This window comes from Saliphagus sp. GCM10025317, from assembly GCF_042663665.1.
In the GTDB taxonomy this organism is placed as follows: Archaea; Halobacteriota; Halobacteria; order Halobacteriales; family Natrialbaceae; genus Natronosalvus.
Window position 1 is genome coordinate 86,234 of record NZ_JBHTAQ010000001.1, and the last position, 11,184, is coordinate 97,417.

Genomic DNA, 11,184 nt, shown 5'->3' on the forward strand with positions numbered 1-11,184 from the left:
TTCGACACGCGAGTAGCTTCCACAACCTGTGGCGCGAGCCGAACAGGTGCCCGCCGTCGCCCGCGGACCGACGAGTCGGTTGGTGCTATCAGCGTGGCGGGTATAAGCGCTTCGAACCGTCCGTTCGCGAGTGCACTCGACTGAACGGGATCGCTCGAGGCACCGAATTCGTTCGTCAATATCCGCCCGGCGGTGGCTGTTTGAAGTCGCCGCGGGAGAGCCGACCGACGATCCATAGTGCCGCAATCGGCAGGCCGATCAACAGAGCGACCGCCAGTAGCGCGTCGACCGCGTCGACCAGGGTCGCGGCGGCCAGCACGACCACGGTGACGACCAGCACGGCGGCGACCTGGCTCCGGAGGCCGTCTCGAGCGACGCCGCTGAGTGTCGACGTCGAGGCCCAGTCGGCGTTCACGCCGATCGAACCGGCGAGCGCGAGTACGGCGAGGAGCGCCAGCGTCACCGGAGCGAGGGCGTGCCAGCGCTGACTCGGAGGATTGACGGCGCCGATGCCGTACATCGCGAGAGCGGCGAGGCCGACGCCGAGGCCCCCGACGACGACCGTCGCCGTCGCGTGAACGAGTTCCGTCTGCCGGCTGTCGATCGACGGCCCGAGGTGCGTTCGTATCCTCTGGGTTCGCTCGGTGAGGTCCCAGACCGAGATCGCCGCGGCGACGGCGAGGAATACCCCGAGCGAGTTCGTTCCCGCGTGCGAGCCGACGAACGCGACGCCCAGTATCGAGCCACAGCCGAGTCGTCGAAGCCAGTTCCGCGGTTCGTCAACTCCCGAGGCGAGCGACGCGATCCCCAGCTCGACGACGACGACGGCCAGCAGCGAACCGAACACCGCCCAGATCGCCAACAGCGGGTCGATCGACGGGACGACCGATGCGACGAGGAACGCCACGGGTGGGACGACCACGCCGCCAGTCGCGAACGCAGCCGTTCGAAGCGGGTACGAACCGAACCAGGCGCGAAGCGGCGGTGTGGCCAGCCAGCCGAGACAGATCACCACTGCGCCGAAGGCCACGGCCAGGAGAACGACGTGGAGGCCGCCGCTCCACAGGACGGCTAGCACGAACCGTCCGACTGGTCCCATCGCCCGCAGCACCGAGTCAATCGCGTCACCCGTTTCCGGGGCCGCCAGAACGAAGCCGGCGACGACGAGGACGTAGTACGCACCCGTTGGTAGGTCGGCGACGCGGCCCACCACCGACCGAAACGTCTGCGGTGACGTCCGGTCGGGACAGGCCAGTTCGAGGACGGTCCCTGCACACGAAGCCAGGAGCACCGCCACGGCGAGCAACGCGAGGACGGAGAGAACACTCGAGTGGGTACTGCTCGTCAACGCCTCGAGTATCACCGCCGTCGCGAAAAACAGCGTGCCGACAGTGCCAGTCGCCAGCAGGTGCGTCCCGGCCACGACGGGCAGGGACGTCACCGTGGAATCGCGAACCGGCCAGGCGAACGACGCCCAGTCGGTCGTCGCGTCGACCCCGGCGGCGCCGACGGCGAGGATCGCCAGGGAAGCCCCGGCGACCAGGAGCGCCTCGACGACACCCTCGACGACGGCCACGTTGAACCCGACGAAAACCGCGAACAGACCTCCCGTAACGAGCACGCTGCCGACGGCCCGTCGACCGAGCCGATCCGACGCGGCGAGCGCGACGCCCCAAACTACTCCGAGTGCGCCGAGGCCAGCCACCGTCCCCGGAAGTTCGACGCCAGCCCCCCAGCAGACGCCGACCGTCGTCAGCACCGCCAGGAGTGTGGCGGCCGTTCCGAGATCCGCGGATTCGTTCGTGCACTCCGCACTCACGAGGACCACCGCCGTTTGCCTCGGTCGACCGCGACGTGGAGCGACTCGTCGGGGTGCCACTCGACGACGCGAACGCCGTGGCTGCGAAGCGTCGACCGCCGACGGTCCGCCTCGAGGCGCTCGAGTGCCGCCGTGCCGTCGGACCGTTCGGCCACCGCAGGGCAGACGACCGTCACCTCGTGGCCGTACGCGCGGAATCGCCGGGCAGACGCGACCGGGTCGTCGTCGAGAAGCGGGGTCACGAAGACGAGCTGTTTCTCGTCGGCCAGGTGCCGGCAGAACCGGTCGACTGCGCGATCGCCGTGGGCGAGCCACGAGGGGCGACCGAACGATCCGCACCACTCCCCGTCGAGCAACCGGCGAACGCGAGCCAGGCTGGTCGCGACCGGTTCGTGGGAGGAGGTAATCGCCGCGACCGCCGTAGAGGGCGACGCCGACGCGGTTGTTCTCGGCCAACAGGGTGGTCGACAGCCACTCGGTCGCCCGGATCGAGAGCGCCCTGGCGTCGAGTTCGCCCGGTTCGCGAACGACCGCGTTGTCGTCTCGTGCGTCGACGACCACGACGACCGACGCGGCCCGTTCCTCGCGGAACTCGATGGTCGTCAACTCGCCGGTGCGGGCGAGTCGCTTCCAGTCGACGCGACGCATCGGGTCGCTCGGCTGGAAGGGGCGAAGCGAGTAAAACTCGAGCCCTTCGCCCCCGACGTCGGTCTCGACTCGGCCGGTGTGCTGGATCGTCTGGCCTGCGAGCGGGAGCCGCTCGAGTGCGTCGTCCCACGACAGGCGGTCCGCGTTCGCTTCCGCTCCCTCGTCATCGCTATTGCTGCCGTCTTCGCCGTCGCCGGTACTGTCGCCATCGTCATCGTCATCGTCATCGCTCCCGAACTCGTACCGCGTCACCCGCCGTTCGCTCCCGCTGACGTTCCGGGTTTCGACGACGACGTCACCGAAGACGTGCGTGCCCCGTCGAGGGCGGACGACGTACTCGAGCGCGACCGATTCGCCCGGAGACAGACTGCCAATCGCCCGGGTTTCCCCCTCGACCGCCAGGTCGACCGGCGGCTCGTCGGCCACCCGAACGTCCGGAACGGCGCCGCTCCCCCGGTTGGTCACCTCGACGGAGACCGAAACGGACTCGCCGGGGACGGGGGCTGACGGCTCGAGTCGACGCTCGACGTCGAACGTCGAGGACGGCGGTGTCGTCGCATAGCCGTAAGCCGCGTACGTGAAGGCGACGACGGACGAGAGGAAGATGGTTGCGTCGCGAGCCAGGACGCCGGTGCCGATAGCGAGCAGAGCGATTCCGAGCGCGACCGTCCAGCGGTCGCTCGAGTCAGTCTGCTGGTCGGCGACGGTCCCCGCCGTTCGAACGGACCGTTTGTCGTCTGTGAGGGCGCCTGTACGCTCGGTCTCCTCTCCGCTCCCGCCAGCGCTCTCGTCTCCGCTCCTGCCATCACTCGAGGATCGTGATAATTCGCTCTCTTCACCGGAGGTGGTACCAGAATCCGTCGAAGCCGCCGTCTGTGAGACCCGCGATCCCGTTTCCGAACGGAAGTCGGCGCCGGTCTCCTGGTCGAGAACCGTCTCGGAGCCGCCCTTGCGACCCCCGTCGCCGCCGAGATCAAGCGCGTTCGCGTCGCTCATGGGTCCGCCCTCCCTCGGGATCGGGAAGACGCGTCGAATCGACGGGTTCCGGAATCCGACCGCGTCGCGAGGTGATTCTCGATCGGTACCTCCCGCAACGCCGCTAGCTCGGCCAGCGCCGCCTCGGCTGTCGCTGTTCTCGGCGACCGGCGAGCCAGTCGAACAGTTGCATCTTCGCCGGCACCGACACCGATCCAGACAGGTAGGCGGCCGCCCGCACGTCGTCGGTCCACGTCCCCGACTGCACCTGCTCTCGTGCCTCGTCCACGCCGTGGCCGTCGGCCATCAGCGTCGTCATCACCGCGTCGGTTACGGCGACCCGGGTCCGGTTTCGGGCCCGCACCCGGAGCACACGCTGGTCCCGGGGCTCGTCGAGGGGCCCTCGCTCGAGCGCACGCTCGAGGTCGGCGCCGATCCGCTCGACGTTCGACTCGACGCGCTCGTCCGCCCACCCGAATCGTTCGTTCGGTCCGGTATCGGTCTCGCCCGCGGCCGAATGCAGGACGCCCAGCCCCAGCAGGGCAGCGACGCCGCCGCCGACGAGGATGACCCCATCCCGGGCGATGGCGCCCACCGCCGAGGGGATCGATTCGGTCGTCGCCAGGAGCGTCGCCAGCAGGGCGCCCGCCCCGACGAGGAGCAGGAGCGTTCGCTTCACTCCCGATCACCGTCCTCGTGGGAAGCCGTCGCGACAATTCGGTCGTAGGCCGCTCGAGCCCGACGAATACGGTCGTCCGTCGGTGGGTAGTTTCCGTACCGTACCTGTCGGAACGTCTCGGTGAGCGTCGACACGGCGGATTCGGGGAAGCGGCGTCGACCGCCGCACTGGCGTATTCGCCCGGCGTCTTCGATCGATCCCGCCGCACGGAGACGAGTTCGGTCAGCGCGGCCCAGGCATCCTCGATCGTTTGCGGACCGGGGTCGTCCCGAGTTTCGTCCTCGTCCTCGTCTTCGTCGCCGTTGCCTCGAGTGGCCGTTCTCGATCCGGAACGGCTGGACGCCCGGCGACGGGTGAATCCACCGAAGAGCGACGCGACGCCGCCGGAGAGCGAGAGCCCGCCGAGCGAACCCAGTGTCCCCGACAAACCGGCCGGAATCGAGACGAGCACGGAGCCGAGCCCGCGCCCGAGACCCCGACCGACCAGCCCGATCCCGGATCCGATGGCTCGCCCGGTTCCGACGACGCCGTCGACGACCGCTGGCGTCACCCGGGTGAGTCCAATCGTCGCTGTCATCGTCACCTGGGGAATTCGCTTGAGTCGAAACTGCAATCGGGGGAGGAAACCGTCCGGAATCGTCACGTCGGCGTTCGCGACGCCGGGGGCTCGAGAGGGGTGCGTTGCCCGCCAGAGCAGGCCAATCGGGACGACGAGCAACCCGGTGAGGAGCAGACCGGCGGCCGGAAGGAAACCGACGCCGGCGCTGCCGTCGTCAGTATCGGCGCCACCGCTCTCGTCGGCAGCGGTTTCGTTTTCGCCGTCCGTCTCGTTCGACGCCTCGTCGGCCGAGTCGTCGGGCTCGTCGCTCGAGTCGTTCGCCCGGTCGTCGCTCTCCTCGTCGGGCGTCGACTCGTTCGCGTCGGGTCCGTCGCTCCGCTCGCTGTCGCGGTCGTCGGTGCCGTTCTCGCCGTCGGTCTCGGGTCCAGACTCGAGGTCGAGGTAGTGGTCGTCGCTCACGGCGTCCTGGTCGGGGTAGTCGCCGTAGCCGGCCGCGGGGAGGAACGCGGCGGCGGCGACGATCGCGAGGACACAACAGACGACGAGGGCGGCGTTGTGGCGGTCGTATCCCACACTATCGCTTCGTGCGTGGTCGACCCGTAAAAATGTTGCCACTGTGACCGGTAGTCGATCGGACAGTTTGACGGTCGCGACGTCTGCGCGACGAAACTATTTTCGAGCGACAGGTTCAACCCGATGCATGGTCTCTCGCGAACTCCTCGGGCGAATGGCGACGACCCTCGGCGCCGTCGTCCTTGCCAACCTGGTGCTCGCCCTCGTCTTCGTCGCACTGCTCGAGCCCTGGCTCGTCCCCGTCTTCGACGGCGTCGGGCTCTCTCGCGGCGTCGTATACCTTCTCTCGGCAGCGCTCTGTCTGGGGTGTCTACTCGCCGTCCAGTTGCGGTACGCACGCCTCGAGTTGCTGGAGGAAGCCGACGCCGCGGTACTGGGACCCGACGAGCGGCCGGAACTGACCGACCGCGTGACGCGACTCGCCGCCCAGCTGGACGTTGCCGTACCGACGGTTGCGGTGGCCGACACCGACGTGGCAAACAGCTTCGCCGTCGGCGGCGTCCGCTCGGGGACCATCGTCGTCAGCGAGGGCTCCTCGAGGCGCTCGAGCCCGCCGAACTCGACGCCGTCCTCGCCCACGAACTCGCCCACCTGAAAAACCGTGATGCGGCGGTGATGACCCTCGCCTCGTTCCTCCCGGCGTTGATCGCCGACGAACACGTCGTCTTCGGGGACCACCTGCCGCGGTGGACCCGTCCGTACGTCTACGGTGGACTCCTGTTCGTCGCGGCACTCCTCGGGTCGTCGTTCATCGACGCGCCCGTGTTCACCCTGAGCGGACTCCTGCAACTCGCCGTGGCCCTGGCGGTCACCGTCGTCGTCGGCGGGATCGTTCTCGGCGTCGTAGCAACCGCCGTCGTCTTCCTCAGCCGCAGCCTCTCGCGTCAGCGGGTTCGTCGCCGACCGGGTCGGCGCCATCGTCACCGGCGACCCGGCGACGCTCGCGAGCGTCCTCGAGCGCCTCGACGGAGGCTCGAGCGCCCCCGTGGAAGACGCGCGGACCGATGCGGAGGCGACGTCCGGCGGGCACTACCGCGGTCTCGAGGGAATGTGCTTGCTTCCGCACGGGTTCGAGCGGTCACGGGAGGGAGCGGACGGTGGCGGCCCGCTCCAGGTGGACACCTACGCCCATCCCTCGACGACCGAGCGTATCGCGCGGCTTCGAAAACTGGCTGCTGAACTAGAACGCACGCCTTACGTGGAGTAAAATTCCGGGACAGGAATACCTCAGACGGTATCGGAGACAGAACCAAAAAAACGGCCTCAGTCGTCGGCCGCCACGGACGGCGCATCGAGCGCCACGAACCCCGACTCGAGGTCCGCGAGCAGGTCGTCGACCGACTCGACCCCGACGGACACACGAATCAGCGTGTCGGTGATACCGACGGCTTCTCGCTCTTCCCGCGGGACCGGTTCGTGGGTCATTGCGGCCGGAAGTTCGATCAGGCTCTCGACGCCGCCGACGCTGACCGCGAGGGTGAACTCCTCGAGCGCCTCGAGGAACCGTTTGGCGTCCTCGAGTTCGCCGTCGAGTTCGAACGAGAGGATGCCGCCGTAGCCCTCCATCTGTCGAGTGGCGAGGTCGTGCTGGGGGTGGGACTCGAGGCCAGGATAGTAGACGTCGGTGACGGCGTCGTGGCCCTCGAGGAACTCGGCGACGGCCATCGCGTTCGCCTCGTGCTGGCGCATGCGCATCGGGAGCGTCTTGAGCCCTCGGAGGACGAGGTAGCTGTCGAAGGGCGCGAGCATGTCGCCGACGCCGACCTGCTGCTGGAACCTGATCTCATTCGCGAGGTCGTCGTCACTCGTGACGACGGCGCCGCCGATCGAGTCAGAGTGACCGTTCAGGTACTTCGTCGTACTGTGCGCGACGACGTCGGCGCCCAACTCGAGGGGGCGCTGGAAGTAGGAACTGGCGAAGGTGTTGTCCACGCCCAGAAGAGCGTCGTAGCTCTCGGCAATTTCTGCGATCGCGGCCACGTCACACAGGCTCATCCGGGGTTCGTCGGCGTCTCCATCCAGATCACGACCGTCTCGTCGGTGACAGCGGCCTCGACGGCCGCCGCGTCGCTCCCGTTGACGAACGTCACGTCCACGTCGAGGCGGTCGCGAAACACCAACTCGAGCATCCGTCGGGTACCGGCGTAGAGGTCGTCGCCGGCGACGAGGTGATCGCCGGGTTCGACGCTCGAGAGCAGGGTCGTGAAGATTGCGGCAGTACCCGATGAGAAGGCCATCGCGTGCTCACCACCCTCGAGGCTCGCCAGGCGTTTCTCGAGGGCGTGTCGCGTTGGGTTCGAAAGTCGAGAGTAGAGGAACTCGCCGCGGTCGGGGTCGACGTCCTCGAGGCTGAGGTCGGTGTCGAGTCCGGGGAGGGCGAACGTCGAGGAGAGGTGGATGGGGGTAGTGACGTCGCCCGCCTCGCTCCCGACGTGGAACGGCTCCTCGCCGGTGGTGACGGCCCGGGTCTCGAACGCAGCGCGATCTTCCTGTTCCATACTCGACGTCCACGATGGATTGCCGGTAATAACTTTCCATCTACCAGTAATATTTGCCTCGCTCTCGTATTATCGGTAGCTATCTTTCACCCGAAGGCAGGAAGAATCGAGCCGAGACGCAAACCAATAACTACCGTGCGAATGAATATACGGCCATGAGTCTCTCCGTCGGCGTACTTGGGTATCGATTCATGGGTAGGGCACACGCGAACGCGTTCGCACGGCTCCCGATGTTCTTCCCCGACGCGCCGGACGTCGAGCGACAGGTGCTGATCGGCCGGGACGAGGACGCCCTCGCGGGCGCCGCCGACCGCCTGGGCTTCGCGTCGACGGCCACCGACTGGGCCGACATCGTCGACGAGGTCGACGTCTTCTACAACCTCGGGCCGAACCATGTCCACGCCGAACCAACCATCGCTGCCCTCGAGGCTGGCACCCCCGTCTTCTGTGAGAAGCCGCTCGCCCCGACGCTCGAGACCGCCGAGGAGATGGCCGCGGCCGCTCGCGAGGCCGGGGTCCCCGCCGGCGCCGCGTTCAACTACCGGTTCGTGCGGCGATTCAGTACGCGAAGAACCTGCTCGAGGCGGGCGAACTGGGGGAGATCCACCACGTCCGCGGGCGCTACCTCCAGGACTGGCTGGTCGACCCCGAAGCCGAGTGGTCCTGGCGAAACGACGAGGAACTGGCCGGATCCGGCGCGCTCGGCGACCTGGGTTCGCACACGGTCGATCTCCTGCGATTCCTCGTCGAGAGCGACGACCTCGCAGGCGAGATCGAACGCGTCAGCGGACACCTCCGAACGTTCGTCGACGAACGGCCCACCGGGGACGGGGAGACGCGGCCGGTCACCGTCGACGACGCCTACTCCGCGCAAGTCGAGTTCGAAAACGGGACGATGGGCACGCTCGAGGCCTCGCGGTTCGCCACGGGGCACAAGAACGACCACACGATCGAGGTTCACGGCTCGAAGGGCAGTTTGAAGTTCTCCCTCGAGCGGCTGAACGAACTCGAGGTCCTGCGCGAGGGCAACCGTGGCTACGAGACCGTGCTGGTCACCGACGAGGACGACCCCTACGTCGATCACTGGTGGCCCCCGGGGCACGTCATCGGCTGGGAGCACACCTTCGTCCACGAGAATTACGAGTTCCTCTCGGCCGTCGACGCGGGCGAGGCGTACGAACCGAGCTTCGAGGACGGACTGGCTGCCCAGCGGGTCCTCGACGCCGTCGAGCGAAGCGACGAGCGTGGCGAGTGGGTGGGCCTCGAGTAGCCGGGAAGCGTCGCGGAACTGTTTCCTGAAAGATGCCGCTCGAGTCGAACCTCGAACCGAAACGGAAAGGGGCCGCCTCAGGTTTCCACGCCGAGGACGGTGTTGTCGTCGGCATCGCCGAACGCCACCCAGTCGTCGTCCGTTTTGGCTGCGTTCGCCTCACCTGGGCCGAACGTGTACGTCCCCGTCTCTTCAGGTGCCTCCGCGAAGTAGGTGAACGTGGCCGTCTCACCCGGAACCGCGGTCCCGAAGTAGACGTACTGCACGTCGCCGTCCTCCTCGACTCGCTCCACGTCGCCGTAGGCGTCGTCGACCGACCACTCGACGGGGACGACGTCCCGCACCATTGCTTCGTGTGAGACCGACTCGACGGTCACGTCGACGCGATTGGTCTGGCCCGCGGTGAACGTCGACCCGTCGTCCTCGCGACCGCCCGCCACCTCGAGCGTCTCGGGCGTGTCGGGGTCGACCAGGTCGACCTCGTTGTGCTTCGCGAAGTCGCCGGCTGCCGCTCGCCGAACGGCCGACGGCGCGTCGACGAAGCCGCACCGGCGTTCCACGGCGTGTAGGCGGTGTGGGCGTCGCGGGCCTGAGCTTCGACCGTGTAGATGACGTCCGCGGGAGACCAGTCGTGGCCGTTCTTGCGCGCGGCGTCGATCACCAGGGCACAGATGCCAGCCGCGGCCGGGCAGGCCATGCTCGTACCAGTCATCGGCGAGTAGTAGAGTTCCTCGTCCGGCTCGAGCGCGTCCAGCGCGTCGGTTGGGCCGACCGTACTCATCACGGCGTTGCCCGGGGTCGCGACGCCGGGGCGATAGAGCCCGACCGGCCGGTACCGAAACGGTTCGCCGAGCAGCTCGAACGCCTCGAGGGCGATTTCGTAGGTGACCAGGACGTTGGTCGCGGGTTCGACCTCGATCCAGTAGGTCTCGCCACCCTCAACGTCCGTCGTCAGCGTCTGGTGCTGGTAGACCGGCTCTTCGCCGAGTTTGGCGACCTCCTCGCCGTCTTTCGAATCCCGGTGGACGGTGAGCGTGATCTGTTCGCCGTCCGGCGTCAACGAGTCGAGTTCGAGGACGTCCGCGTTGTTCGGCGCGACCCACTCGTAGTAGTCGCTGCCGGTACCCGTAGGGCCGAGTTCGCCCGCCCACGACTCGGTGTCGACGACGTACTGCCCACGAGTCATCGCGGCGTGGAACTTCTCGAGGTTTCGCAGGGCCGTCCGGCGGTCGTAGTTCGTCTCGCGATCCTCGTCCGGCGTTCGTCCGCGCGAGGAGAAGTCCGTCACGTGCGCGTCGTCGCGGGTGGCCGCCACGCCGAGGACGTGCGGGGCCTTGGCGAACCGCGAGAGGGTGTCCGAATCGGGCCCGTCGTTTCCCGCCGCGAACACGGAGACGATCCCGCGCCGGAACGCCTCCCAGGAGGCGACGTTGACGGGGTCGTTCGGGTTGTACCGCACGTCGCGAGCGACGCCGTAGGAGTTCGACACTACGTCGGGGTCGAAGTCGTCGTCGGGGTCGTCTGCCCGGGCCAGCATGTGATCCCACGCACCGACGACGAACGGCAGGTAGACGGCTTCGTTGGTCGAGTACACCGACACGCGGGCCCCGGGGTCCCGCGGTACTGCCCGTCGCTCGCCGAGCCGTCGCCGGCGACGGTGCCAGCGCAGTGGGTGCCGTGTCCCAGGTCGTCGGTGTCCGCGCCGCACCGAGGTCGATCCAGTCCGGGTCGGGATCGCCCAGCGGATCATCGACCCACTGCCAGTTCGACTCGAGTCGCCCGTCGAAGTCCGGGTGTGGGCCGGAAAAGCCCGAGTCGATGACGACGGTATCGACCGACGAGCCGTCGTAGCCGAAATCAGACTGGACCACGTCAGCGCCCGTCGCCTCGCGGGAGTCGTCGTTGTAGAACTCGAGTTCGACGGCCTTGCTGACCCGCCGAACCGCGTCCCAGTCGGTGACGGTGGTGAGTTGGTCGCCGGTCAGGGCGGTGTAGGCCATCGGGAGCACCTCGTACTCGACGAGGCCCGCCTGCAGGTCGAGGTCTCCGAGGAGGCCGACCGATTCGGCGTCGTCGAAGACCACGATCACCTCCTGGAGCGCGTCGCTCGCGGTGTCGAGCAGGCCGTCGAGCACCGACGTGTCCGTGTCGGCTGCCGCGGTT

Annotated in this window: 8 protein-coding genes and 3 pseudogenes; 5 read left to right on the plus strand and 6 right to left on the minus strand. The window is 68.1% G+C overall.

What is annotated here, in order from left to right; all coding sequences use genetic code 11:
* Positions 1-175: 175 nt before the first annotated feature.
* The 3 genes from ACFQS4_RS00495 to ACFQS4_RS00505 form a co-directional block, all read right to left on the minus strand.
* Positions 176-3,463, minus strand: coding sequence for a DUF58 domain-containing protein (locus ACFQS4_RS00495; protein WP_500191644.1), 3,288 nt, complete (start codon positions 3,461-3,463; stop codon positions 176-178).
* Positions 3,464-3,566: 103 nt separating this feature from the next.
* Positions 3,567-4,121: a DUF7269 family protein gene (locus tag ACFQS4_RS00500; RefSeq protein WP_500191648.1), complete on the minus strand. Its 555-nt coding sequence runs from the start codon at positions 4,119-4,121 to the stop codon at positions 3,567-3,569.
* A complete protein-coding gene (locus ACFQS4_RS00505) occupies positions 4,118-4,480 on the minus strand; it encodes a DUF4129 domain-containing protein (protein WP_500191678.1) in 363 nt (120 codons plus the stop codon). The genes ACFQS4_RS00500 and ACFQS4_RS00505 overlap by 4 nt, the downstream gene beginning before the upstream one ends.
* On the opposite strand from ACFQS4_RS00505, the gene ACFQS4_RS00510 reads away from it, so the two are divergent.
* From ACFQS4_RS00510 to ACFQS4_RS00520, 3 genes and pseudogenes are all read left to right on the plus strand, one after another.
* Positions 4,372-5,283, plus strand: coding sequence for a hypothetical protein (locus tag ACFQS4_RS00510; protein ID WP_500191650.1), 912 nt, complete (start codon positions 4,372-4,374; stop codon positions 5,281-5,283). The two genes, ACFQS4_RS00505 and ACFQS4_RS00510, sit on opposite strands and share 109 nt — an antisense overlap.
* 93 nt (positions 5,284-5,376) lie before the next feature.
* Positions 5,377-5,838 (plus strand): annotated as a pseudogene (locus tag ACFQS4_RS00515) (hypothetical protein); the annotation flags it as partial.
* Positions 5,839-5,868: 30 nt separating this feature from the next.
* Positions 5,869-6,432, plus strand: coding sequence for a hypothetical protein (locus tag ACFQS4_RS00520; RefSeq protein WP_500191682.1), 564 nt, complete (start codon positions 5,869-5,871; stop codon positions 6,430-6,432).
* Between the two features lie 84 nt (positions 6,433-6,516).
* Here ACFQS4_RS00520 and ACFQS4_RS00525 read toward each other — a convergent pair.
* Positions 6,517-7,751: pseudogene (locus tag ACFQS4_RS00525) on the minus strand (trans-sulfuration enzyme family protein).
* A gap of 155 nt (positions 7,752-7,906) precedes the next feature.
* Here ACFQS4_RS00525 and ACFQS4_RS00530 point away from each other — a divergent pair.
* Positions 7,907-9,021, plus strand: a pseudogene (locus ACFQS4_RS00530) (Gfo/Idh/MocA family protein).
* A gap of 77 nt (positions 9,022-9,098) precedes the next feature.
* On the opposite strand, the gene ACFQS4_RS00535 reads toward ACFQS4_RS00530, so the two are convergent.
* Together ACFQS4_RS00535 and ACFQS4_RS00540 are read right to left on the minus strand one after the other, a co-directional pair.
* Positions 9,099-9,461, minus strand: a complete 363-nt coding sequence (locus ACFQS4_RS00535; protein WP_500191653.1) for a hypothetical protein — start codon at positions 9,459-9,461, stop codon at positions 9,099-9,101.
* On the minus strand, positions 9,395-10,615 hold the full coding sequence (locus tag ACFQS4_RS00540; RefSeq protein ID WP_500191655.1) for a S8 family serine peptidase: 1,221 nt from the start codon (positions 10,613-10,615) through the stop codon (positions 9,395-9,397). Before ACFQS4_RS00540 ends, ACFQS4_RS00535 begins: the two co-directional genes overlap by 67 nt.
* 199 nt (positions 10,616-10,814) lie before the next feature.
* Between ACFQS4_RS00540 and ACFQS4_RS00545 the strand changes: the two genes are divergently transcribed.
* Positions 10,815-11,184 (plus strand): hypothetical protein (locus ACFQS4_RS00545; protein ID WP_500191657.1); only part of this gene is annotated, 370 nt, incomplete at its 3' end.

Coding starts and splice junctions, on each gene's coding strand:
- ACFQS4_RS00495 (WP_500191644.1), bottom strand. CDS start 3,463: ATGAGCGACGCGAACGCGCTTGATCTCGGCGGCGACGGGGGTCGCAAG.
- ACFQS4_RS00520 (WP_500191682.1), top strand. CDS start 5,869: ATGACCCTCGCCTCGTTCCTCCCGGCGTTGATCGCCGACGAACACGTC.